Origin of the sequence: Rhizobium sp. 268 (assembly GCF_036571585.1) — a bacterium.
Taxonomy (GTDB): Bacteria; Pseudomonadota; Alphaproteobacteria; order Rhizobiales; family Rhizobiaceae; genus Rhizobium; species Rhizobium redzepovicii.
The window spans coordinates 68,217-93,100 of record NZ_JAPPSO010000007.1 but is presented as its reverse complement, the minus strand read 5'-3'; the positions used below and the strand labels follow the sequence as shown (position 1 = coordinate 93,100).

At 61.5% G+C, this 24,884-nt stretch carries 21 protein-coding genes; 9 read left to right on the top strand and 12 right to left on the bottom strand.

The window, feature by feature from the left end; translation table 11 throughout:
• Positions 1–101: 101 nt before the first annotated feature.
• A complete protein-coding gene (locus tag OS035_RS15270; RefSeq protein ID WP_049734738.1) occupies positions 102–1,355 on the bottom strand; it encodes a sarcosine oxidase subunit beta family protein in 1,254 nt (417 codons plus the stop codon).
• Positions 1,356–1,653: 298 nt separating this feature from the next.
• On the opposite strand from OS035_RS15270, the gene OS035_RS15265 reads away from it, so the two are divergent.
• Complete coding sequence (locus tag OS035_RS15265) at positions 1,654–2,697, top strand: FecR family protein (RefSeq protein ID WP_183778604.1); 1,044 nt, start codon at positions 1,654–1,656, stop codon at positions 2,695–2,697.
• Positions 2,698–2,702: 5 nt separating this feature from the next.
• Here OS035_RS15265 and OS035_RS15260 read toward each other — a convergent pair whose 3' ends face one another.
• Positions 2,703–4,874, bottom strand: a complete 2,172-nt coding sequence (locus tag OS035_RS15260) for a CHASE2 domain-containing protein (RefSeq protein ID WP_183778602.1) — start codon at positions 4,872–4,874, stop codon at positions 2,703–2,705.
• A 216-nt stretch (positions 4,875–5,090) separates the two neighbouring features.
• Between OS035_RS15260 and OS035_RS15255 the strand changes: the two genes are divergently transcribed.
• From OS035_RS15255 to OS035_RS15235, 5 genes are all read left to right on the top strand, one after another.
• Positions 5,091–6,710: an adenylate/guanylate cyclase domain-containing protein gene (locus OS035_RS15255; RefSeq protein WP_183778600.1), complete on the top strand. Its 1,620-nt coding sequence runs from the start codon at positions 5,091–5,093 to the stop codon at positions 6,708–6,710.
• A gap of 175 nt (positions 6,711–6,885) precedes the next feature.
• Entirely contained in the window at positions 6,886–7,098 is a 213-nt protein-coding gene (rpsU, locus tag OS035_RS15250) for a 30S ribosomal protein S21 (RefSeq protein WP_003585885.1), read from the top strand.
• 135 nt (positions 7,099–7,233) lie between these two features.
• Positions 7,234–8,100, top strand: coding sequence for a tetratricopeptide repeat protein (locus OS035_RS15245; RefSeq protein ID WP_097628720.1), 867 nt, complete (start codon positions 7,234–7,236; stop codon positions 8,098–8,100).
• Positions 8,101–8,332: 232 nt separating this feature from the next.
• Positions 8,333–9,985: a sensor histidine kinase gene (locus OS035_RS15240; protein ID WP_097628719.1), complete on the top strand. Its 1,653-nt coding sequence runs from the start codon at positions 8,333–8,335 to the stop codon at positions 9,983–9,985.
• 67 nt (positions 9,986–10,052) lie between these two features.
• A complete protein-coding gene (locus OS035_RS15235; protein WP_183778598.1) occupies positions 10,053–10,535 on the top strand; it encodes a DUF992 domain-containing protein in 483 nt (160 codons plus the stop codon).
• A gap of 62 nt (positions 10,536–10,597) precedes the next feature.
• Here OS035_RS15235 and OS035_RS15230 read toward each other — a convergent pair whose 3' ends face one another.
• From OS035_RS15230 to OS035_RS15205, 6 genes are all read right to left on the bottom strand, one after another.
• On the bottom strand, positions 10,598–11,992 hold the full coding sequence (locus OS035_RS15230; protein ID WP_183778596.1) for an NAD(P)(+) transhydrogenase (Re/Si-specific) subunit beta: 1,395 nt from the start codon (positions 11,990–11,992) through the stop codon (positions 10,598–10,600).
• 7 nt (positions 11,993–11,999) lie between these two features.
• A complete protein-coding gene (locus OS035_RS15225; protein WP_003590253.1) occupies positions 12,000–12,398 on the bottom strand; it encodes a proton-translocating transhydrogenase family protein in 399 nt (132 codons plus the stop codon).
• Positions 12,398–13,546 (bottom strand): Re/Si-specific NAD(P)(+) transhydrogenase subunit alpha, encoded by a 1,149-nt coding sequence (locus tag OS035_RS15220; RefSeq protein WP_097628716.1) that lies wholly within the window; start codon positions 13,544–13,546, stop codon positions 12,398–12,400. The genes OS035_RS15225 and OS035_RS15220 overlap by 1 nt, the downstream gene beginning before the upstream one ends.
• 203 nt (positions 13,547–13,749) lie before the next feature.
• Positions 13,750–13,974: an aa3-type cytochrome c oxidase subunit IV gene (locus OS035_RS15215; protein ID WP_003590250.1), complete on the bottom strand. Its 225-nt coding sequence runs from the start codon at positions 13,972–13,974 to the stop codon at positions 13,750–13,752.
• Between the two features lie 343 nt (positions 13,975–14,317).
• Positions 14,318–15,070: an N-acyl amino acid synthase FeeM domain-containing protein gene (locus OS035_RS15210; RefSeq protein WP_007631761.1), complete on the bottom strand. Its 753-nt coding sequence runs from the start codon at positions 15,068–15,070 to the stop codon at positions 14,318–14,320.
• Positions 15,071–15,213: 143 nt separating this feature from the next.
• Positions 15,214–17,517 (bottom strand): putative bifunctional diguanylate cyclase/phosphodiesterase, encoded by a 2,304-nt coding sequence (locus OS035_RS15205; protein ID WP_097628714.1) that lies wholly within the window; start codon positions 17,515–17,517, stop codon positions 15,214–15,216.
• 327 nt (positions 17,518–17,844) lie between these two features.
• Here OS035_RS15205 and OS035_RS15200 point away from each other — a divergent pair, with 327 nt between their 5' ends.
• Both OS035_RS15200 and OS035_RS15195 read left to right on the top strand, forming a co-directional pair.
• Positions 17,845–18,384 (top strand): TRAP transporter small permease subunit, encoded by a 540-nt coding sequence (locus OS035_RS15200; RefSeq protein ID WP_097628713.1) that lies wholly within the window; start codon positions 17,845–17,847, stop codon positions 18,382–18,384.
• 21 nt (positions 18,385–18,405) lie between these two features.
• Entirely contained in the window at positions 18,406–19,893 is a 1,488-nt protein-coding gene (locus OS035_RS15195) for a TRAP transporter large permease (protein ID WP_097628712.1), read from the top strand.
• 89 nt (positions 19,894–19,982) lie between these two features.
• Here OS035_RS15195 and OS035_RS15190 read toward each other — a convergent pair whose 3' ends face one another.
• Entirely contained in the window at positions 19,983–21,089 is a 1,107-nt protein-coding gene (locus OS035_RS15190) for a TRAP transporter substrate-binding protein (RefSeq protein ID WP_097628711.1), read from the bottom strand.
• Positions 21,090–21,382: 293 nt separating this feature from the next.
• On the opposite strand from OS035_RS15190, the gene OS035_RS15185 reads away from it, so the two are divergent.
• Entirely contained in the window at positions 21,383–22,162 is a 780-nt protein-coding gene (locus OS035_RS15185) for a gamma-glutamyl-gamma-aminobutyrate hydrolase family protein (RefSeq protein WP_331813849.1), read from the top strand.
• 15 nt (positions 22,163–22,177) lie between these two features.
• On the opposite strand, the gene OS035_RS15180 is transcribed toward OS035_RS15185, so the two are convergent.
• From OS035_RS15180 to OS035_RS15170, 3 genes are all read right to left on the bottom strand, one after another.
• Entirely contained in the window at positions 22,178–23,134 is a 957-nt protein-coding gene (locus tag OS035_RS15180; protein ID WP_097628705.1) for a 2-hydroxyacid dehydrogenase, read from the bottom strand.
• A 28-nt stretch (positions 23,135–23,162) separates the two neighbouring features.
• The gene (locus OS035_RS15175) at positions 23,163–24,185 is read right to left on the bottom strand and encodes a LacI family DNA-binding transcriptional regulator (protein ID WP_003590238.1); all 1,023 of its coding nucleotides are present in this window, start codon (positions 24,183–24,185) and stop codon (positions 23,163–23,165) included.
• A gap of 120 nt (positions 24,186–24,305) precedes the next feature.
• Positions 24,306–24,818 carry a MarR family winged helix-turn-helix transcriptional regulator gene (locus OS035_RS15170; RefSeq protein WP_003590237.1) on the bottom strand — a complete coding sequence of 171 codons (513 nt, stop codon included), beginning with the start codon at positions 24,816–24,818 and terminating at the stop codon, positions 24,306–24,308.
• Between the last annotated feature and the right edge of the window lie 66 nt (positions 24,819–24,884).

The following is a 24,884-nucleotide window of genomic DNA, read 5'->3' as shown; positions in this document are numbered from 1 at the left end:
ATTTCCTTCTCCTCCCCTTCTCCCCAATGGGGAGAAGGCGCCTGAAAGGCGGATGAGGGGGTGAGCGACGAAAGGTGCGAACATCCAAATAGCATTCATCATCAGTGCGCCACCGCCGCCGCCGCCGCCTCGTCGATCAGCCGGCCGCTGCGGAAACGCTCCAGCGTCAGCCCGGCATTGAACTTGTGCGGTTCGTCGCGGGCAATCAGATGCGCGAAGAGATTGGCCGAGCCCGGCGTCGCCTTGAAGCCGCCGGTGCCCCAGCCGCAATTGACGTAGAGCCCGGGAACCGGCGTCTTCGACTGGATCGCCGAACGATCCGGCGTATTGTCGACGATGCCGCCCCATTGCCGCATCATCTTGACGCGCCGGAACATCGGGAAGAGCTCGCAGATGGCATCGAGCGTGTGCGTGATGATCTGCAGCCCGCCGGTCTGGGAGTATGAGTTGTACTGGTCGGTGCCGGCGCCGATGACGAGCTCTCCCTTGTCGGACTGGGAGATATAGGCATGCACCGTGTTCGACATGACGACGCACGGAAAGATCGGCTTCAGCGGCTCGGAGACCAGCGCCTGCAGCGGGCTCGATTGCAGCGGCACACGCACATCGGCCATCTTCATGATGGTCGACGTATGGCCGGCGGCCGACACGGCGACCTTTTTGGCGCCGATGAAGCCGCGCGAGGTCTCGACCCCGGTCACGCGTCCATCGGGGCCGCGGCGGATGCCGGTCACTTCGCAATTCTGGATGATGTGCACCCCGCGGTCCGAGGCGGCGCGGGCATAGCCCCAGGCAACCGCGTCGTGCCGCGCCGTGCCGCCGCGCCGCTGCAGCGCCGCGCCGTTGATCGGGTAGCGGGCGCTCGCCGAAATGTCGAGCGGCGGGCAATAAGCCTTGGCCTGCTCCGGCGTCAGCCATTCATTGTCGATGCCGTAGAGCCGGTTGGCATGGATATGCCGCTTGAACGACTGCTGGTCGTGAATATTGTGCGAGAGCATCATCACGCCGCGCGGCGAATACATCACATTGTAGTTGAGCTCCTGAGAAAGCCCTTCCCAGAGCTTCATCGAATGCTCGTAGATGTGCATGCTCTCTTCATAGAGATAGTTCGAGCGGATGATGGTGGTGTTGCGCCCGGTATTGCCGCCGCCAAGCCAGCCTTTTTCGATCACCGCCACATTGGTAATGCCGTGCTCCTTGGCGAGGTAATAGGCTGCACCCAGCCCATGACCACCGGCGCCGATGATGACGACGTCGTACTCGGCGCGCGGCTCAGGCGAAGTCCACTGCTTCTCCCAGCCCTTATGGCCCCGAAGGGCCTCCCTCGCCACGGCAAAAACCGAATATTTCCGCATCCGCCTTGTTCTCCTATGGGAAAGGGCTGTTCTCCGCGCCCATACAAATCGCAAATCCAAATGCGGCACAACGGTTCTTTTGCGACAGTCGAGCGCTTTGCTTTTGACACTCAGCGACATGATGCCGAAAACTGCGCAGTATTCGCGCGACATCGTCCGCTGCTTCCGAGGCCGTTCGGCAGGACGAGGCAAAATCGGCCTTTCCCAGGGGCCGCCGCCCGGTCGTAGCCCAAGTGGGCGAGAAGACAAGCAGTTACTAAAATGTTAATTCTCCCCGTGTTTCCGGGGTCCGTGTATCATGTGGGGTCGGCGTTCATTACTCCAAGCACTTTGCATTGTGGTTGCCGTCGCGCAGCCGGCTCTCGCCGCCGAGCCAGTCGGCCAAGCTGTCGTCATCAAGACGGAGGTGACGGGACAGAGCGGCCCAATCGAAGTCGACAGCAGCGTCCATCGCAACGAACGCATCAAGACATCCCCATCGGGGCTTGGCCAATTCCTGTTTCGTGACGGCACGAAACTCGCGGTGGGCTGGGGCTCGTCGGTCGTGATCGACAAATATGTCTTCGATGATTCCCAATCGGTGAAGAAGCTGACCATCAGAGCGGCAAAGGGGACGTTCCGCTGGGTAAGCGGCAACTCCAATTCCTCCGCCTACCAGATCCTGACGCCCGCCGGCACGATCGGCGTGCGCGGCACCGCTTTCGATTTCTATGTCGGCCCCGATGGCACGACCGCCGTCGTCTTGCTGAATGGCGCGGCCCGGTTTTGCGGCCCGGGCGGCTGCCGGCAATTGCAGCAGCGCTGCGATTGCGTGGTCGCCAAGCCGAATGGCAATATGTCGGCGGCGCGCCGGGTCGATCCCAGCATTCTCGATACGCTCGGAAATCCCCGCGCGCTGCCCTTTCTCTCCGGCAATCAGCGGTTTTCAGGCGGCATTGGCATGATCGGCGGCTGCAATATGGCGTCGGCCGCGCCGGAAAGAAAAGATAGAAAACCGCCTCCGCCGGCGATTACACCTGTTCCGCAAAGGCAGGATCCGCCTCAGAGGCGGGCCGAGCCGAAGAAGGAGCGGCCGAACAAGCCGGACATGCCGCATCACGACAAACCGCATCATGACAGGCCCCATCACGACAGGCCAGATCACGACAGGCCGCATCATGATAAGCCGGATCGTCCCGACAAGCATGACGGGCATGATGATCACGACCGGACCGGCCACCACGACCAGCATCACGGAAATGACCGGGATCATCAAGAACACGATCGCGACCACGATGGCGATCGTGATCACGACAAGGATCGGCACCACAACAGGCGCGACGGTTTCAATCACAACCGCTGACCCGTTCAGTCGGCCGCGCTCTTCTCGAATCGATCATTCGCCTCGCGAAAATGATCGGTCCTGCCGGATACCCGCTGATAGAATTCCGCCAGGCCGTCGATCACTCCCGCCGCCCTGAGCTTTGCCGTGCCGATGAGCTTGCGGGTGTTCTTCGAATGCGCAAACAGGGCCTGCATCAGCTGCTGGTGAGTAACGACAAGGGCTGAAAATTCGGCCGATGCGGCAACCCGTTCGTCGCCGACGACGGCAAGGATCTGCGTTCGGCTGCTCTTTCCTTTGAGCGGAATGGCGCCGGCCTCGAGCAGCGCCATGCCCCGCACCGACCTTGCCGTACTGTCGGATATCAGAATATCGAAACCGACTTCCTTGCAGCATGATTCCAGGCGCGCCGCGACATTGACGGCATCGCCGACCGCCGAATAGTTGAAGCGCGTCTTGGCGCCCATATTGCCGACGCAGGCAAGGCCGGTATGGATGCCGATGCCGATCCCGACCTGCTGTCCGGGTCCGAAGCCGAAAGCGTCGCCGGCGTTCAATTCGGCGAGCGTCTCGCGCATGGCAAGTGCTGCGCGAACCGCCTTGGTTTCATGATCGGCCACATCGACGGGCGCATTCCAGAACGCCATGATCGAATCGCCGATGAACTTGTCGAGCGTGCCTTCATTGGCCACCACGTGGCGGCTCAGCGCATCGAGCAGCGTGTTCAGGAAGGCCACGACATCCGTCGGCGCCAGCCGCTCGCTGATCTCGGTGAAGTTTCGGACATCGACGAACATGACCGTCAGTTCGCGGTCGTCACCGCCGAGGCGTAAAGGATCACGGGTATGCTCGATACGATGGAGCAGCGATGGCGAAAGATAATGCCCGAAGGCGCGCCGCACTGCCCGCCGCTCCCGGTCGATCACCAGGATTTTGAACGAGGTTGCGGCAAAATGGATGATCGATCCGCTGACGATCGGCGCCAGCGGATCGAAAAGAAGCCCGGCATACAGAAACGACGACCAGGAGGCTACGAGCGCCATCGCCGTGATCAGCAGGCCGCAGATCAGGGCGACGGCGGGACTGACGAAGGTCGTCACGACGACGAGCAGGCTTCCGAGCACGGCAATCGTCAGGATTTCCAGCCCGTCCGCCCAGTCAGGCCGCGACAGGAAATGGCCGGACAGGATCTGCTCGACGGCCTGGGCATGCAGCGACACGCCGGGAACGTTCTCGCCGAGCGCCGTGACGCGGATGTCCTGCAGGCCGGCGGCCGATGTGCCGACGAAGACGATGCTGCCGTTAATGGCAGCCGCAACCTCGGGAGAGGCCCCTTCGGCCGCAAGCACCTGCCGGGCGGATATGTACCGCTCGGCCCGATCGGGGCTGACATAGAGCCAGAGTTCGCCCGCCGCCGTCAGCGGCACGACGAAATCGCCGATCTTCGCCGATGTCATGATGCCGGCGCGATCTGGCGCGCCCGACAGCACATAGGTCGACGCCCCCTGCGCAACGCGCAGCGCCTCGATGGCGAGATTTGGATAGAGCTGCTCTCCGTCGGTCAAAAACAGCGGAACCGCCCGCACCACCGGCGAAGGATTGCCAGGGTTAAGGCTGATATGGCCGAGCCCCGCCGCATTCGCCTCCAATTGCGGCCTGAGCGGTGTTGAGGCGCCGAGATAGGGCGGCGCGGAAACGGGGCTTTCGCCTGTGAAGGCAAAACCCGCCTTCACAGGCGGCCGGTAATTGCCCACGTTGGAAAGGCCGAAGCCGAGCACGACGGGCTTCTCGGCAATCGCGCGGGCGAATATCTCATCATTGTCAGGCAGTTTCTCGGCCAGCGAAGGATCGACGCCTTCGACCTCGGCGACAACGTTGCGCGGCGACAGCCGGTCCGGCTCGGCAAAAAGAATATCGAAGGCGATGGCCGAAGCGCCCATCGCGGAAAGCCGGTCCACCAGCAGCGCCATCCGGTCCCGCGGCCAGGGCCATTGGCCGAATTCGCGTAAGGATGTCTCGTCTATGTCGACCACGCGAACCGGCATCGGCTCGAAGGTCCTCGGAACGAGCCGCTGATATTCATCGAAGGTCACGCCGCGGATCAGCTTGAAAATCCCGGGATCGTCGGCCCGCAGGATCGTGAGCAGAGCCACGATCGCGAGGCCGATAACGACACCGATTTGCTGGACGCGCGTCATGATCTCACCGGTGTCCCTCCACGGCCCGCAGAAACGGCCTGCACCTGCCGCAGGCTACGCCGCTTTCGGTCCAAACGCCATTCGCACATGCCGTCCGGATCCTCTCTTTCGATGGGCCGCACTACACATCCAGATTGGGCCGGCTTTTGGCTATATGGCAGGGCTTCGATCTTGCCGGGCAGCCGGCGAAATGTTCTTGTAGCGATCGAAAGTCGAATGCCTTCCAGAGAAGAACGAGGGGTCGCCGTGATTTCCGAAACCGCCGCGCGTCGGAGCGGCTACTGGCTGATTGTCGTCGTGCTGGCAATGCTCGCAGGACTGCCGCTGGCCGTCTGGCTCGATATCAGCGATCTCTCGGGAAATACCCTGCGGCGTCAAGCACGCGACATGAGCTCGCTGATCTCGAGCATCCGTTCCTATTATTCCGCCAATGTCGTCGGGCGCGTCCTGGCCGCGCATGCCAGCGGCCTGACCGAAGGCACGGTCGTCTCCCACAACTACGCGAATATTCCTGGCGCCATCCCGCTGCCGGCGACGCTTTCCCTGGAGCTCGGCGATGTCATCAAGGAGCAGCAGGCCAACATCACCTACCGCTTCGTTTCCGATCTGCCGTTCAAGAGTCGCGCATCCCACGAGCTCGACGATTTCGAAAAGAATGCGCTGGCCGCACTGCGCGCCAATCCGCAGCAGACGCTGAACGATCTCACTCGTGTCGGATTGACCGATACCTTGCGCTTCATCACCCCCGTCGTCATGGGCCAGGCTTGTGTTGCCTGCCACAATACCCATCCCGAAAGCCCGAAGACCGATTGGAAAGTGGGCGATGTGCGCGGCATTCAGGAAGTCATCATCCGGCAGCCCTATGCGAGCAACATCTTCGCCTTCAAATACCTGCTCTGCTATTTTTTGTTCGTTGCCATCATCGGCATCAGCTTCATTCTCCTCCAGCGGCAGCAGGCGCGCGCGATCCATAGCGCCAACCGGGATCTGGAAACGGCAAACGAGTTTCTGGCCAGCGTTTCCCTGAAGATTTCGCGCTATCTCTCGCCGCAGATCTACAAAAGCATCTTCAGCGGGCAGAAGGATGTTGTCGTCCATACCGAGCGCAAACGCCTGACGATCTTCTTCTCCGACATCAAGGATTTCACCGCCACCACCGAGCGCCTGCAGCCGGAAGCGCTGACGGCGATGCTCAACGAATATCTGACTGAGATGTCGAACATTGCCCTGGAACATGGCGGCACGGTGGACAAGTTCATCGGTGACGCCATGCTGGTGTTTTTCGGCGACCCGGAAACCAGAGGTCCGGAGGAAGACGCCAAAGCCTGTCTGCGCATGGCCGTCGACATGCAGCGCCGTCTCGGCGAACTCAAGGACAGATGGCGCAGAAACGGCACCGAAGAGCCTTTCGTCGTCCGCATGGGGATCAATAGCGGTTATTGCAACGTCGGCAATTTCGGCAGCAGCGACCGCATGGACTATACGATCATCGGGGCGGAGGCCAATCTTGCAGCCCGGCTGCAATCGATCGCCCAGGGAGGAGAAATCGTCATCAGCTACGAAACCTATGCGCTGGTGAACGAGATCGTCGACGCCCACCCACTGCCACCAATCACCATGAAGGGCATCCAGCGCGAGATCGTGCCCTATGCGGTGGATGGCCTGACCCTCGGAGCGGACCACAAGAGCCGCGTGCTCAGCGAACACCTCGCCGGCCTCGACCTGCATCTGGATATGAGCAGGCTGGAGCCGGCCGACCGCCTCCGGGTCAGGACGGCTCTCAAGGAGGCGATCGCCGCGCTTGATGAAACCGCGCCCGGGGCAGCCGGATCGTGACCGGACAGGGGCAAGCGTGATTTTTCCACCTGCTTTCCATATGCATCTGGACTTCCTATACCCGATCTGATATCCCGCATCACCAATCGCAAGGCTGCGGCCGCGCGAACGTTATATTTTTGCCCCTGGCGCTGCGCCGCCGCCGGCATCAACCAACCAAAGGAACGTGATTCTCGTGCAGGTACTTGTCCGCGATAACAATGTCGATCAGGCTCTCCGCGCTCTCAAGAAGAAGATGCAGCGCGAAGGCATTTTCCGCGAAATGAAGATGCGCGACTACTACGAGAAGCCGTCGCAGAAGCGTGCTCGCGAAAAGGCCGAAGCTGTTCGTCGCGTTCGCAAGCTGGCCCGTAAGCGCGCCCAGCGCGAAGGTCTGGTCGCACGCTGAGCGTTGCCGTCGTTTTTTCGACGTTTTCAGATGCATTGTGGCGGGGGCGATGGGTTCGCCACCGCCTTTTTTAGTTTGCCGCTGAAGATCGCATATCCCAGTATCGGGTATGCCGCATGGGGAAAGCGAGCCCGAATGGCTGTCAACACCTTCAATCCGTCCCGCGCCTGGCGCCTGCAGAAAACCGCATTCCTGCCCGCTTTGGCGCTGGCGGCAATGTTCGGCCTTGCCGGCTGTGAGACGACAAACACAACTGATGCCGTGATCCGCATCGACAAGGCGCAGGGTTCGGAAGAGAATATCGCCTCTCTGACGGCGGTCATCAACGCCAATCCCAAGGATCCGGAAGGCTACAACGTCCGCGGTTCCGCCTATGGCCGCGGCGGCCAGTTCCGCCAGGCGCTGAACGATTTCAACACCGCATTGCAGATCAATCCGCGGTTTTTCCAGGCCTATGCCAACCGCGCCCTAGTCTATCGCAACATGGGCCAGCAGGCCCAGGCGATCAGTGATTACAATGCCGCGCTGCAGATCAATCCGAGCTACGACGTCGCCTATATCGGCCGCGGCAACGTCTATCGCATGGCCGGCCAGGACGACCAGGCCTTCAACGATTTCGACAAGGCGATCCAGCTTGGCACCACCGATGGCCGCGCCTATCACAATCGTGGCCTGATCTATCAGAAGCGCAATCAGCAGGATAAGGCGATCGACGATTTCTCGAAGGCGATCTCGCTCGCGCCGAATTCGCCCGAGCCCTATAACGGCCGCGGCATTTCCTATATCGCGCTGAACGACAACGATAACGCCTTTGCCGACTTCAACCATGCGATCGAACTTAACGGCAACATTGCCGAATCTTGGGCCAACCAGGCGCTGGTTTACGAGCGGCGCGGCGACAAGGCGAAGGCCGCCCGGTCCTATCGCCACGCCGTTGGCCTCGATCCCAAATATCAGCCGGCTCGCGACGGCCTTGCTCGCGTCGGCGCCTCAGCCGGCTAAGGATATCAGTTGGGCGGCCGAAATATCGGCCGCCGCACGGTATGTCGTCCTCGATGACATATCATAGTATGTTGCAACCTGCTCTTGCTCCCCCTAACATGGCGCTGCTTCGATAGCTTGCTATCAGGTGTTCGAAACAGTTTGAGGGCGGCTTGCGAGAGATGCGGATCTTTGCTTTCCTGACCGCTCGCAAAAACCCTTGCCGGCCAGCGCATGGGACGTGGCGAAACAGATGAAGATCGTCGCGTTGTTCTTTCCCAAGGCCTCCATAGGCACCTATCTCGTCGCCATGGCGGTGGCGATCGCGCTGCCCATCTTCGCCTTTGTAACACTGCTTCTGCTGCAGCTTGAGGACAACCAGCGTTCGACGCTGCGGCGCGAGACGGCCCAGGATGCGCTTGCGCTTTCGCGCATCATCGACCGTCAGCTTCAGGATATGGCAACGACGCTGCGGCTGCTTTCGAGCTCGCCGGAGCTCGAAAACGGCAATCTCGCCGCCTTCCACGAGCGCACGGAAACGGCCCTCAGAGACAATACGCTGTTCGTCATCGCCGTCGATCGCACCGGTCAGCAGTTGTTAAATACGCGCCGGGCGTTCGGCACGCCGCTTGGAAAGACGGCGAACCTGCCCGCGCTCGAAGCGGTCATGGCCTCCGGTCGCATCGAGGCATCGGACGTCTTCCGCGGCCGGACCAGCGGCGAATGGGTCTATAACGTCACCCTGCCGCGGGCAGACGATCCCGTCGCAGCGCTCATCATCACCCAGGATGCCAAGGATTTGGGCAAGCTCGTGACGACCGAGGGCCTTGCCCCCGGCTGGTCGGCCGCGATCATCGATCAAAGCGGCCATGTGGTCGCTGGTGCCGGCCCCGCCAATCTCGAACCCGGCACGCTCTTCGATCCGCGCATCCTGCCGGCATTCACCGCGTCACGCGGCGTCTTCCAGGACGAGAAGATCCTGCCGCACATGCTGCTTGGCTATGCCAGGATTCCCGGCTGGTCGTGGAAAACTGTGATCTGGGGACCGATCGCCCAGGCTTCGATCCTCAGCACCTGGCGTTTCCTCATCATCGGCGGCGTAGCCTTGGTGCTCGTCGCCGTGCTCGGCGCCTATGCCGTCGCACGGCAGGTGCGCACCACCATCCGCGATATTGCCGAAATGGCCAACCGTATGGGCGAAGGCCATATCGTCTCGCCGGTCGAGACCAGCGTCATCGAGGCGAACCAGGTGGCGATCGCGCTTTCGAACGCCTCCTTCGATCGCAGCCAGACCGAGGACCGGCTGCGCTTCGTCATGCACGAACTTGTCCACCGCACCAAAAACCTTCTGACGCTTGCCCAGGCGATGATGCGCCAGCTCGCCAAACAGGCCGACAGCGTCGAGACCTTCCAGGCCGCCGTCGCCGACCGCCTCGAGGGGCTGGGACGTTCGATCGAGCTGCTGACCAGCGAGCAATGGGGAGGCGTGTCGCTGCGGCGGGTCGTCGACATCCACCTGCAGGCCTTCCCGCAATCGCGCGAACAGATTGAAATCACCGGCGAAGATTTCGTGCTGAAGCCGGATGCGGTGCAAAATCTCGGCCTTGCCCTGCATGAACTCGCCACCAACTCGGTCAAATACGGTGCGCTTTCCGTCCCGCAAGGCCGTGTCCGCTTCGAATGGCGCGATGTCAGGGAGGAAGACAAGCCGGATGCCCTGCTCCGCTTCACCTGGGAGGAACGCGGCGGCCCGCCTGTGGCAGAGCCAACCCGCTCAGGTTTCGGCACGACCGTTATCAAGGCCCATGCCGCCTCCGCCTTCCGCGGCACGGTGCAGGTCGATTTCCGGCCCGAGGGCCTGTTGTGGGTGCTGACGGCGCAGCGCGCCATGCTGGAACGGGACTAAACATCCAAGTCAGGAACAATCGCCACCCCTACCCGTTTCGAACAGGTCGTTCCCAAGGAGAAAGACCATGTTCAAGCAAACGATGATCGCCGCCGCGGCTCTGACGGCCGCTGCCTGGGCAGATCAGGCGGGCGCGGAAAGTTATGTGACGCTTGGCCGCCTGGTCTGCGGATCGGATGGTGGCCAGGGCCTGATCATTACCTCGCAGAAGAACCTGATCTGCACCTATACGCCGGCGTCAGGCGGCGCCAAAGCGGTCTATGCCGGCAAAATCGAGAAGTTCGGTCTCGACATCGGCCAGACCGGCAAGAGCGTGATGATCTGGCAGGTGCTGGCGAAAACCGGCACGGATATACCGCAATTCGCGCTGGCCGGCGAATATTACGGTATCGGTGCGGATGCGAGCGTCGGTGCAGGGGCCGGAGCCAAGGTGATTGCCGGGGGCACCAACAAAGCTTTCATGCTGCAGCCGCTGAATGTCCAGGCGCAGGAAGGGCTGAATCTCGCCATCGGCGTCGAAAAGATGACGCTGGTGCCGGGCGAGACCTGAGCAAAGCGGCCCCGTCCGACCTGAACGGAACAGCCGCCCGAGGGGCGGCTGTTCTGAGGTGATCAATGCGAAATCGCCTTGTTGATATCCTCGGTCATCTTCTTCGCGTCACCGAGCAGCATCATCGTGCCGTCCTTATAGAACAGCGTATTGTCGATGCCGGCATAACCGGAGCCGAGCGAGCGCTTGACGAAAAGGCAGGTCTTTGCCCGGTCGACGTCGAGGATCGGCATGCCGTAGATCGGCGAGGTCTTGTCGTCGCGCGCCGCCGGATTGGTGACGTCGTTGGCGCCGATGACATAGGCGACGTCGGCCTGGGCAAATTCCGAATTGATGTCCTCGAGCTCGAAGACCTCGTCGTAGGGAACATTGGCTTCGGCGAGCAGCACGTTCATATGGCCGGGCATGCGGCCGGCGACCGGATGGATCGCATATTTCACTTCGACACCGTTCTTCTTCAGATTGTCGGCGAGTTCGCGCAGCGCATGCTGGGCCTGGGCGACCGCCATACCGTATCCCGGCACGATGATGACCTTCGATGCATTGGCCATCAGATAGGCCGCATCCTCGGCCGAGCCGAGCTTGACCGTCTTGTCTGAGGTGTCGGGGCCGCTGGACGCCGTCTCGCCGCCGAAACCGCCGAGGATGACCGAGACGAAGGAACGGTTCATGCCCTTGCACATGATGTAGGAGAGGATCGCGCCGGACGAACCGACAAGCGCGCCGGTGATGATCAGTGCGAGATTGCCGAGCGTGAAGCCGATGCCGGCCGCAGCCCAGCCGGAATAGGAATTCAGCATCGAGACGACGACGGGCATATCGGCGCCGCCGATCGGCACGATCAACAGAACGCCGAGCGCCAGCGACAGCGCCACCACGGCCCAGAAATCGAAATGGCTTTCGGTGGCGGCCAACCCGATGATGAACAGCACGATCAGCACCAGCAGCGCCGCATTGATCACATGCCGGTAAGGCAGCATGATCGGCTTGCCGGACATGCGCCCGTCAAGTTTCAGGAAGGCGATGATCGAACCGGTGAAGGTCAGCGCACCGATGGCGACGCCGAGCGCCATTTCGACCCGCGCTTCGGTGTGAATCTGGCCGATCTCGCCGATGCCGAAGGAGGCGGGGGTATAGAGCGCCGAGGCCGCGACCAAGACGGCCGCGAGACCGACCAGCGAATGGAAACCGGCAACGAGCTGGGGCATCGAGGTCATGGCGATGGTGCGGGCGACATAGGCGCCGACGCTGCCGCCGATGGCAAGGCCGAGGATGATCAGCACGAAACCGCCGAAATTCGGCGTCGCCAGCACCAGCGTCGTCAGGATGGCGATCCCCATGCCGATCATGCCGTAGAGATTGCCCTTGCGGCTGGTGGCTGGATGCGAGAGACCCCGAAGCGCCAGGATGAAGAGAACTCCGGAGACGAGGTAGAGGAAGGCTGCGATATTGGTCATCGGTTCCTCACCGGTCTTTCTTGCGGTACATCGAGAGCATTCGCTGCGTCACGAGGAAACCGCCGAAAATGTTCACCGAGACGAGCACGAGGGCGACGAAGCCGAAGCCGGTCGCAAGCCCGCTTGTCGAGATGCCGACCGCCAGAAGCGCGCCGACGACGATGACGGAGGAGATCGCATTGGTGACAGCCATCAGGGGCGTATGCAGCGCCGGCGTCACCGACCATACGACGTAATAACCGACGAAGATCGACAAGACGAAGATCGCCAGCTGGAAGACGAAGGGATCGATCGCCCCGCCGGTCGCAGCGCTGGCCGCTTCCGGTGCATGGGCCGCCGCCGTGACGACAGCGGTGACCGCCTGGTCGAGCTGCTCCAGCGCTTTGTCCATTGCTTCACTGGCCATCAGAGATCTCCCTTCTTCGCGCCGCCGAAGGCGGGATGCACCACGTCGCCGGCATAGGTCAGCATCGTCGCCTTGACGAGTTCGTCGTCGAGGTTGACGACCACGCTCCGGCCCTCCTTGTTGACCATGGTCTCGAGGAAGGTGACGAGGTTCTTGGCGTAGAGCGCCGAAGCGCTGGCCGCGACCCGGCCCGGCATGTTGGCAAAACCGATCACCTTGACGCCGTCGACATCGGCGATCTCGCCGGCAACGACGCCCTCGATATTGCCGCCGCGCTCGACCGCAAGGTCGACGGCGACCGCGCCGGGTTTCATCGCAGCGAGCATGGCGCGCGAAACGAGCCGAGGCGCCGCGCGGCCGGGGATCAGCGCGGTGGTGATGACGATATCCTGCTTGGCGATATGTTCGGCCACCAGCGCTGCCTGCTTTGCCTGATAGTCGGCGGACATTTCCTTGGCGTAACCCCCGGCCGTTTCCGCCGCCTTGAACTCCTCATCCTCGACGGCGATGAACTTGGCGCCGAGCGAGGCGACTTGCTCCTTGGCGGCCGGGCGTACGTCGGTGGCCGAAACCGCAGCACCCAGGCGCCGCGCCGTGGCGATCGCCTGAAGACCGGCGACGCCGGCACCCATGACGAAGACCTTGGCGGCCGGCACGGTGCCGGCAGCCGTCATCATCATCGGCATGGCACGGTCATAAACCGCCGCCGCCTCGATGACGGCCTGATAGCCGGCGAGATTGGCCTGGGACGACAGCACATCCATGGACTGGGCGCGGGTAATGCGCGGCATCAGTTCCATCGCAAAAGCCGAAAGACCGGCGCTGGCAAGAGCGGCGATCGCTTCGTCATTGCCATAGGGATCCATGATGGCGATGACCACGGCGCCGCTTTTATAGCCTGAAATTTCCTGTGCGGTCGGGCGGCGCACCTTCAGCACGACGTCGGCGGAGGCTGCATCGGCAGAACTGCCGATCCTGGCGCCGGCTGCCTCGAACTCTCCGTCCGGAACGCGCGACGCCGCACCGGCACCGGCTTCGACGACGACGTCGAAGCCGAAACTCTTCATTTTTTTCACGGTCTCGGCGGAGGCCGCGACACGCGTCTCCTCGCCCGCAATTTCCCTTGCAACGAAAACGATATTGCCCAACTGCCCCCTCCTCCGGGTCAGCCAGACCGCCGCAGGCTTCCCTGCGCAGGCCAAGCACCTAAAGCATGTCGTGCAAAACTGTCTGGCAGCCCTGCGATAACGATATGCGAGAAAATAAAGACCTGAAGCGCGAAGAGCCAATCTGAAAGATCGCAACGCGCTTCAGTCACAAAGCTTCGGCGAAGCCCTCCCTTTTGCCGCGCTCAGCGGAACAGGAAGACGCCGACAGCGAGTAGAATGATGAAGACGAGGAGGCCGCCGAGAAGGCCAGCGCCGCCAAAGAAACCGGCGGTCATCGCAAGCAGGAGGACGATGAGAAGCATCGAGCCGTATTTGGTGGCAGTGATGAACATGTCGTAGGTCTTTTCATGTTCTTTGTAATCCATCGGCGCGCCGGTCTCGACCGGTCCGGTATGATGTTCGGCCATAAAAATATCGTCTCCCTGAAATGCCTCTGCGCTGCCTGATTCCCTCGGCTGGCGAGGGAAATCCCTGCTTGCAGGAATTACACAATGACAGCCGAAAGCGCAATCCATGAGAATGCCGCAGCTCATGCATGTCGCCCGGAAGTGTGCAGCGGTTCCGGAAGAACGACATGCATCAAAACAAAGGGCTAAAGCGCGTCGCATGAATCAGATTTGATGCGACGCGCTTTTAGGCTTCAAAACCACCTATTCCCAGGCGAAAAAAGCATGAGGGACGACGACTGCGGATAGTGTCGTCGCCCCTCATTGTTCTCACTCTGATGCTCTCTCGGTGAGAGAACAGAAATCAGAGCGGCAGGTCGGTGCCGAGTTCGCCTTGCGGCACGAAGCGCGCTGTCGGAATGATGGTGAGCGGCGGCAAGGTGTCGTTGGGATTGCGTGAAAACATCATGCGCTGCTCGCTGGCGCTGGAAATGAAGAAGGGATAGCGCGTCAGCAGCTTGCGCCCGACCTCGATCACATTCGTCGCCATCAGCGTCATGTCGATACCGTAATTCTTCGCCAGCCGGCCGGGCACGACCGTATCGGCATAGAAGACGCGCTTGTAGAAGGCCGCATGCGGCGGCCGGACAAACTGAAGAACGCGGTCCGCGCGGAAATACGCCGCTGCCACGATGGTCGGCCGCAGCGTCAGATAGGGAACCCACGGCAGATCGGCGGTGAGCTCGGGGTCGGCGGCGAAACGCGCCGGATCGATCAGTGTCAGCCCCGCATCCAGAAGCTCATCCATCGCCTCCGGAAAGGCGCCGCCGGATTGGCTGAGGCGATGCTCCGGTGTCACATAATGAACCCGGATGGTGCTGACCAATTCCCCATAATAGTACAGGCCGAAGATATAGGCGTGACTGTCGAAATCGCTATCGTCCAGCAGCCCTTTCGGGGCGAGCGCGAGCACGTCGTGAGCCTTGTAGGCCTTGTAGCGCAGGCGTTCCACCTGCTCCATGTCTTCGCTGCTTTCGACGCGACGATACTCGACATGATCCAAAACTTCCAAAATTTTCGCGCTGAAATCGCTACGCTTGAACAGTGTCTCTGACATTCTCTCGATCCGCTCGTTAACGGATCATTAATCATATGCCGGCGAGATTTAGGCAAGGAAATCCGATAATTCGGCCCGTTTATAAAGTATTAAGGTTAACGGCGCGGAGGAGTGCCAGTGGAAAAGCGGCCGTAGCGGAGCGCTCAGGCGACCTTGTTGCGTCGGCGTTGAACGGGTCGGCGGCCGATGCCCTGCTGCAAGAGCGGGATATTCTGGGAAGGCACCGGCTGAGAGAAAACATAGCCTTGCACCAGATCGGTGCTGCGGTGTTTGTTGAGCAGGGCGAGCTGCTCTTCGGTCTCGACACCCTCGATGACGATCTTCAGCCCCAGTTCACGGGCGAGATGGACCGTGCCGCGCAGCAGCTTGAGGCGGCGGGTATCCTCGACGATATTGCGGACGAAGGAGCGGTCGATCTTGACGATATCAAGCGGCAGCGTGTCGAGATAGCTGAGACTGGAGAAGCCGGTCCCGAAATCGTCGATGGCGATGGTGATGCCGCGGGCCCTGAGCTCCGCCAGGATGGCACGCACGGCCGCCGGCTCGTCGATCAGACAGCTTTCTGTGACTTCGAGATGCAGCCGCGCCGCATCGAGGCCGGAATGAGCAAGCGCGTCGGCGACCAGCTGGAGGATGTCGGCATCCCTGAGGTCCCGAGCCGAGAGGTTGACCGAGACCGCGATATGGTCCGGCCAGTTCATGCATTCGCTGCAGGCCTTGAACAGGACGAAGCGGGTGATGTCGGAGATGATGCCCATATCCTCGGCAAGCCGGATGAAGACATCGGGCGGGATCGATCCCTTCTCCGGATGCACCCAGCGCGCCAAGGCCTCGGCGCATTCGATTCGTGAACCGTCGGCCCGGAACATCGGCTGGAAGACCAGATGCAGCGCCTGCGCGGAAACCGCGTCACGCAGATCCGCCTTCAGCTTCTGCTGTTCGATGTAGCGGCCGTCCATCTCCCGCTCGAAGCCTGATATGCCGCCCTTGAAGCGCGACTTGCTTTCGAACAGGGCAAGATCCGCCTTGACGCTCCATTCGTCCATCGCGAAGGCAGTGCTTTCGAGGATGGCGTAACCTGCGCTGAGCGAAACGAGGAAGGTCAGCTCATCGACCTCATAATGACCCTGGATCGCCGCGTGTACGCGGCGGATCTCGATGTCGAGCGAGGCCGGCTCCTTCGCATGCGGGAAGAACAGGATGAACTGGTCGCCCATCAGCCGGCCGAGAATGGCGTTGCCGGAAGCCTGCTTGATGCGGGCGGCGATAGCGCAGAGCAGATGGTCGCCGGTGACATGGCCGCGCATGTCGTTGACATGTTTGAATTCGTCGATATCGAGAACCATGAAGCCGAGCGGCCCGGACTTCCTCTGATGTTTGGCGAGATAGTCCTGCACCAGCTGCCCGAAATATTCCCGGTTCGGCAGACCGGTCAGCGCATCGAAGCGGACCATGTGCATGATCTTCTGCTCCGCCTTGACACGGCTCGACACGTCTTCGAAGATCAGTACGGCGCCGCCATCGGCTCTCCGGCTGGCGGAGAATTCCAGCGACAGGCCCTCGGGAAAATGAACGAGCGTGCGCGACAGGTTACCTTCGGCGACCTGGGTGAGCTGACGCAGGATGAGCTCCGGCTGCGAGGCGTCCATGAAGCTGTAGCGCGCGCCGTAACGCAGGACGGCGCCGAGGTCGCGGTCCTTTAACCGCTCCGGCGCGCCGATCTTCAGAAGCTCGCAGGCCTTGCGATTGACGACCTGGATCCGGTTTTCGGCATCGACCATGACGAGGCCATGCGGCATATTGTTCAGCGCCGTATCGAAACGGTCGGCGATAATGGTGATCTCCCGGCGCGCGATGACATTCTCATAAAGGAACTCGCGCACGCCGTTCGCCATGGCCCGCGTCGTCAGCCAGAAGGGAATGAGGAAGATCGACAGCAGGCCACGATAGAAGTCCAGCGCCATCAGGCTGCAGACGATCATCGGCAGACAGCAGGAGAAGGTCTGCAGGTCGACCGCCAGGCGCGAACCGTAGTTGCGGCCGACGACGGAAACCATGGTCGCCATGGTGACGGCAATGCAGGCAAGCTCGGCAAAGGAATCGTGCACGACGAAGATGGCGTAGCCGCTGGCGAGGCCGAGCAGAGCGGTGGTGCAGGCCGCACCGGCAACCAGGATCCGCTCCCAACGCTCGATCCCGGCGTGCGACAGGCGCTCCTTGTCGACCTGGTCGAACCGCCGGAAGACAAACATGCGGACGCAGAAGACCAGGAGGAAGGCGGCGGCCAGCAGGATGTAGACGAAGGATTGGGTCTTGGCGGCGACGGCCAGGCATGTCGCGACGTGCACGATCACGCCAGCAAGAAGCGTCATGCGGTTCCCGGACAGGGAACTCACAAACGACAGATACACATCTAAAGGGACCCTGTTCGGGTTATCTGGCTTCATCCACACTTTCCCTGTGCGCGGGAATTCTAAGCCCAACCCTTTAAAAATTGATTTCAATGGAATCAAACATTTGGTCAAATTTTCTAAAACCAGAGGATGAACCCTACAGCTTACACGCGTCAATGCAGCCTCTTGGCGAGATTATTGAAATTTTTTATCCACGCCAGGGTTGTCTAATTATTATATGGTCACACGGTCCGGTCAGCGCATCTAAGACTATACTCCAAGCCGCGGCATTTATCCTTCCAATTTCGAAGGCCGTGGTCTACATCGATTGCAAGAGGGAAAGCTGCCGGAGAAACGGCAGGACAAGAACAAGGGAAACGAATGTCGGGACTTCTGGCGGCAAGCCGGCTGATCGATTCGGTCAGTCGGATCATGGGCAAACTTTCCGAATACATGGTGCTGTTCTGCTGTCTGATCAGCGCCGGAAACGCCATCGTCCGCTACGCCTTCAACTACAGTTCGAACGGCTGGCTCGAGATCCAATGGTATCTCTTCGCCTTCGTCGTCATGCTCGGCGCCTCGCATGCGTTGCGCAACAATGAGCATGTCCGCGTCGACCTGATCTATGGTTCCGTGTCCGACAAAGCGAAGATCTGGATCGACATCGTCGGCCTCATCGTCTTTCTGATCCCGGTTTGCGTCTTCCTCACCTGGATCTGCTGGCCCTTCTTCACGCTGTCCTACCAGCAGGGAGAAATATCGGGCAATGCCGGCGGGCTGATCCGCTGGCCCGTCAAGCTGATCCTGGTCGCCGGTTTCGCATTGCTCTCCCTTCAGGGCATTTCCGAGCTGATCAAGCGGATCGCCGCCCTGACCGGCCACATCCAGATCGACACGACATACGAAAAGCCGCTGCAATAGCGCTCCCGGGGAGAAACGGATTTGTTTGATTTCGGTATCATCCCGCCGGCGATGTTCCTGGGCATGGTCATCTTCATGCTCTACGGCTTTCCGGTCGCCTTCTCGCTGGCCGCCGTCGGCCTGTTTTTCGGCATCATCGGCATCGTCACCGGCCATTTCGGCGAAGTCTTCCTGCAGGCGCTGCCGCTTCGCTTCTTCGGCATCCTTTCCAACGACCTACTGCTCGCCATCCCCTTCTTCACCTTCATGGGGGCGGTGCTGGAGCGCTGCGGGCTGGCCGAAGACCTGCTCGAAGGCACCGGCAAACTCTTCGGCGGCATACCCGGCGGCCTTGCCTATGCCGTCATCCTCGTCGGCGCGGTCCTCGGCGCGATCACCGGCACGGTGGCCGCTTCCGTCATCACCATGGGCGTGATCTCGCTGCCGATCATGCTGCGCTACGGCTACAGCCCTCGCCTTGCCACCGGCGTCATCGCCGCCTCCGGCACCATCACCCAGGTGATCCCGCCCTCGCTCGTACTCGTCGTACTCGCCGACCAACTCGGCAGGTCGGTCGGCGACATGTATCTCGGCGCGATCGGCCCCTCGATCCTGCAGGTGTCGATCTTCGTGCTCTTCATCCTGGTGATGTCGATCTTCCGGCCGAAATCGATGCCGCCGCTGCCAAAGGAGGTGCGCGGCGACTTCAACTGGGCGCTGCTCGCCAAAGTCCTGATGGGCATGGTGCCCTCGATCGTGCTGATCTTCCTGGTGCTCGGCACGATCTTCATGGGCCTTGCAACGCCGACGGAAGCCGGTGCGCTTGGTGTCGTCGGCGCCATGGCGCTCGCCGCCATGAATCGCCGCCTCACCTGGCCGCTGATCCGCGAGGCGATGACATCGACCACCCACATCACCTCAATGGTGGTGATGATCCTGATCGGCTCCACCTGTTTCAGCCTGGTCTTCCAGGGCATGGATGGCTCGCGCTGGATCGAGCACATGCTGTCGGGCATTCCCGGCGGGCCGGTCGGCTTCCTGATCTTCGTCAACATCTTCATCTTCGTGCTCGCCTTCTTCCTCGATTTCTTCGAGATCGCTTTCATTGTCATCCCGATGCTCGCCCCCGTCGCCTCGCATCTCGGCATCGACCTGATCTGGTTCGGCGTGCTGATCTGCGTCAACATGCAGACGAGCTTCATGCACCCGCCCTTCGGCTTCGCGCTGTTCTACCTGCGCTCGATCGCCAGCAAGGACGTCAAGACCTCGGATATCTACATGGGCGCCCTCCCCTGGGTCGGCATGCAGCTGATCCTGGTGGCGATCGTGATCTTCTGGCCGCAATCGGTGACCTATTGGCTGGATCACGGCCCGAAGGTCGACCCGAACTCGATCAAGATCGAAGTCCCGGGCTTCGGCGGCCAGCTCGGCCTTCCCCCGATCGGCGGCGGCAACGGCTCGCCGCAGATCCCCGGCCTGACCCTGCCCCCACTCGGCTTGCCGGGAGCGCCGCCGCCACCGGCCAAATAACCCCGCCAAATAACAGAGCCAAAACAAAACCCCGGATCAAGCGATCCGGGGTTTTGCTATGCGTAGATGTCATGCGCCGATGGAAGCCCTCAGAGCTTTCCTGCCCGCTGCTGGATCATCATGAACGTATCGAAAGTGTATTCCGAAAGCTGCATCCAGAGATAGGCGTCCCGCTTGAAGGCGGTCTGGTCGTCGTAGATCTTCTTGAAATACTGGTTGGTGCCCGAGATTTCGCTGTAGATGCCGGTCGCCGCCTGGAAGCAGGCTTCCATGATCTCCTGGCTAAACGGGCGCAGCGTCGCACCTTCCGCAACGAGCTGCTTCAGCGCGGTCGGGTTCTTCGAGTCGTACTTTGCCAGCATGTTGGTGTTGGCGAAGGCGCAGGCATCAGTCAGCGCTGCCTGATAATGCTTCGGCAGGTTGCTCCATTTTTCAAGGTTGAAGAAGCCATGCACCGTCGGGCCGCCTTCCCACCAGCCCGGATAGTAGTAGTACTTCGCCACCTTGTGGAAGCCGAGCTTCAGGTCGTCATAGGGGCCGACGAATTCGGCCGCATCGATCGTGCCTTTTTCCAGCGCCGGATATATGTCGCCGCCGGCAATCTGCTGCGGGATGACGCCGACCTTCTCCATGACGCGGCCGGCAAGGCCGGCGATGCGCATCTTGACGCCCTTGAGGTCATCGAGCGTATTGATTTCCTTGCGGAACCAGCCGCCCATCTGCGCACCGGTATTGCCGGCAGGCAGCGCATACATGCCCTGTGTGGCATAAAATTCATTCATCAGCTTGTTGCCGTTGCCCTCGTAAAACCAGGCATTGGTCAGGCGGCTGTTCAGGCCAAACGGAATGGCCGTTCCGATGGCATAGGTCGGGTCCTTGCCGACGAAATAATAGGAGGTCGTGTGGGCTGCCTCAACCGTGCCGGCGGCCACCGCATCGACGGCCTGCAGGCCGGGCACGATTTCACCAGCCGCGAAAGGCTGGATCGTGAAATTGCCGTCTGTCGCAGCGGCGACATGCTTGGCGATATCCTCGGCACCGCCATAGATCGTATCCAAGCTCTTCGGAAACGACGACGTCATACGCCACGCGATCTTTGGATTCTCCTGCGCGATCGCAGGCGCTGCCAATGCCGTTGCGGCGACCGCGCCGGCGCTGGCGGTTCCCGCCTTCTTGAAAAACGAACGACGATCCATCAAAAACCTCCCGTATGGATGGCACTGCGCGGCCAATCTTCACCCCACCCGCAGCCGGCGCAAACCTAAGCATGGCGGGGGCCGCGATTCAAGCTTTAGTCTATTAGCCTTTGGCATCAAGACGGCAACTAGCGAATACGAGTGCGCCTATCAAAATCAGCGGCTTAGCAGCGAAGCCGGGAGCCAGGGGGCTGCTTCGGCCGTATTTTGGCCACCTGACACAGCCAAGCGTTGACTTAAGGGCCGTTCTGGCGCCAGAAACGCTGTGCTGAAAGATTTTTACCGGGGTTGATATGACGAAACCGATCGTTGCCATTCCTGCCGATATCCGCAGCTTTGACGGCGCGACCTGGCATGCCGTGCAGCATCAATATCTGCGTGCCGCCTTGAATGCGGCCGGCGTGATGGCCTTCATCATCCCCGCTTTCGAGGCAGGCTACGATACCGACGCGATCCTCGACCGCGTCGACGGCCTCCTGGTTTCCGGCTCGGCCAGCAACGTGCACCCCTCGCTCTATGGTGCCGAGGCTAATGACAAGGACGGCCCCTTCGACCCCGCCCGAGATGCCACCAGCCTGCCGCTGGTCCGCCGCGCCCTCGACCGCGCCATCCCGCTGCTCGCCATCTGCCGCGGCATCCAGGAGCTGAACGTCGCGCTCGGCGGTTCGCTGGCAAGCGAGATCCAGGAGCAGCCCGGCATTTGGGACCATCGCCGGCCGGACGGTGTCGACCGCGACGGCATGTATGCGATTCGCCAAAGCGTCCACGTCAAGGAAGGCTCCTGCATCGCAAGCATTCTCGGCCCCGGAGAGGTCCGCGTGAATTCGCTGCATCGGCAGGCGATCGCCAGGACCGCCCCACGCCTGCAGGTGGAAGCGGTCGCCGAGGACGGCACGGTGGAAGCCGTCTCTGTCATCGACGCCAAGGCCTTCGCTGTCGGCGTGCAATGGCATCCGGAATATTGGGCCGAAACCGACAAGCCTTCGAACCAGCTATTTCAAGCTTTCGGCGACGCCGTCCGCACCTACGCCGCCGGCAAGCTGCCGGTCACCCCCGCGCAGGCGATCGCCTGACGGAGCGCACAGTCGCTAGGCCTTCTGCGGCGTCTCGGGCACCGGCGTCAACGCGGCACCTTTCTCGAACCAGGCGATGAGATTGTCGGCGACGAGATCGGCCATGGCGTTGCGGGTCGGCACCGAGGCGGAGGCGACGTGCGGCAGGAGCACCGCATTGGCCGGTTCCAGCAGGCCGACCGGCACGGTCGGCTCGTCATAGAAGACGTCGAGACCGGCGGCACCGAGCGCGCCGGAAGCAAGGGCTGCACTCAGCGCCTCCTCGTCCACCGTCCAGCCGCGGCCGACATTGACGAGAATACCGTCAGGACCAAGGGCTGCCAGAATATCGGCATCGATCGTCTTATGGGTCTGCGGCGTCTTCGGAACGATGGCGATCAGCGTATCCGCCGCTTCCGCCAGCCCCTTCAGCGTCGGGTGATAATCATAGGGTGCATCGGCATGGCGCGAGCGCGTGTGATAGCTGATCTTCACCTTGAACGGCTCCAGCCGCTTGGCGATTTCGAGCCCGATGCGGCCAAGGCCGTAGAGCCCGATATGGCGGCCCTTGAGCGAGAAGCGCGACAGCGGATAGGTCGCGCCCGGCTTCCAGTTGCCGGCGCGCAGCCACGCCTCGGCCCGCGGCAATTCGCGGATCGTGTTCAACAGCAGGCCGATCGCCGTATCGGCGACTTCGTCGTTCAGCACATCAGGCGTATTGGTGACGACGATGCCCTTTTCGGCGGCGCGCTTCACATCCATGCCGTCATAGCCGACGCCGAAACTGGCAATCACCTCGACAGCAGGCAGCTGGTCCATCCACGCACCCGGGAAAGCGCCGGAGACAGCGACGCCGCGGATGCGGCCGGCGGTCTCGGCGTCGAGCGCAAGCTTTTCCTCGCGCGCGACGGCGATGATGTCAAAACGATCCTTCAAACTTTCGAGAACACGCTCGTGTATCTTCCCAGGAACGAGAATGGCGATGCGGGACATGGCTTTTCCTCTTGGATACGGTCTTGATTCAGGCGCGGGGCCGATGGGGACTGGTCGACTGGCGGATGCGCATTTCCGGTTTGATCAGATGCATGCCGTCAGGCTCGTGGCTACCGGCAAGCCGGTCGAGCAGCGCCCGGGCCGCCAGGCGCCCGACCTCGGTCTGGCCGTTCCAGACGGTCGTCAGCGCTGGCGTGGCGATCGACGCCTCCTCGAGGTCGTCGTAACCGGTGACGGAAATATCGCGTCCCGGCACCAGGCCGGCACGGGCAATCCCGTTCATCAACCCGATCGCCACGAGGTCGTTCCAGCAGACTGCGGCCGTCGGCTTCTGCGGCAGCGACAGGAAATGCACCGCCGCCTCGAAGCCGCCCTGTTTCGAGCGCGGGCCGGGGATGCGCAAGTTCGGATCGACCTCGATGCCGGCCTTGCGTAGCGCGTTCACATAACCCTGATAGCGGTCGCGGCCGGTGGATGTCTGATCCGTACCGCCGATCATAGCGATCGAGCGGTGGCCGAGGCCGATCAAGTGGTTGGTGGCAAGCGAGATGCCGTAACTGTCGTCGCCGCGATAGGTCGGCAGGTCCTGGCCCTCCATCGAACGGGCGACCAAGATCGCCGGCATGCCGTTTTCTTCCGCCAGTTGCACGTCCTCAGGCGGCGTGCCGATCGCCGGCGACATGATGACGCCGTCGCCGCCGAGCTGCAGAAGCGTCTCGATGAAGGTGCGCTGCTTTTCGACATTGTCGTAATGGTTGGAAAGGATGAAGGTGTGGCGGCTGCGATCGAGTTCGCTTTCGATCGCCTTCAGGATTTCCCCGTAGAACGGGTTCATGATGTCATGCACGACGACGCCGATGATGCCGGAGCGCGAAGTGCGAAGGCTGGCGGCGCGGCGATTGTAGATATAGCCGAGCGCGCGCGCCTGTTCTTTGATCTTTTCCCGGGTATTGCCGGCGACGAGCGGGCTGTCGCGTAAGGCAAGCGATACCGTCGCCGTTGAAATGCCGAGTGTTTCGGCAATTGTGGAAAGCTTGATCTTCTGGACCACGTGTCCTCCTCCAGGCAGCACGCAAGACAGCAAGACCACGCCGGCTAACCGGCGCGGCCCCCTTAAAATGTTTAATTAAAAGATTTAACCGGCGGAAGCAATTCGTCTTTCAGGGTATTTTCAGTCTTCGTCCGGTTCTTCGATATGAAGGGCTTCGGCCTGCAGATTGCCGTCGATCGCCTTTAGCAGCCGGACGAGATTGCGGATTTCCTTTTCGGAGAATGCCTGCGTCGCCAGCCTGTCGCAGGCCGAGGCCGCCATTTCTATCCCCTGCACGCTGCCGCGCCCGAGCTCGGTGAGATAGACCTTGGTAAGGCGCGCATCCTCGGCATCGGGTTTGCGCTCGAGAAAACCTTGCGCCTCCATGCGGCCGATCGTGCGCGTCATCGTCGGCGCCTTGACGCCGAGCTTTTGCGCAAGCCCGCCGGCCGTCATGCCGTCGCTCTCAGCAAGCGAGAGGATGACACCGTCCTGGCCGGCATAGAGGCCGCTTTCGAGCAGGTTGCGAGAGAGCACCGTGCGCATGGAACGAGCCGCCTGGGTTAGCGCCGGCGAAAGGTCGACGAGCGTATACTCGGTCTGATCCTTCTTCTTGGACTTGTTCTTCTTACCGTCCTTATGCTTCTTTCCCATAGCCATCCCTTTGATCTTTAAGCGCTGGCGCCGCTGCGATATGACATTGCCCAGGATCTCGTCATA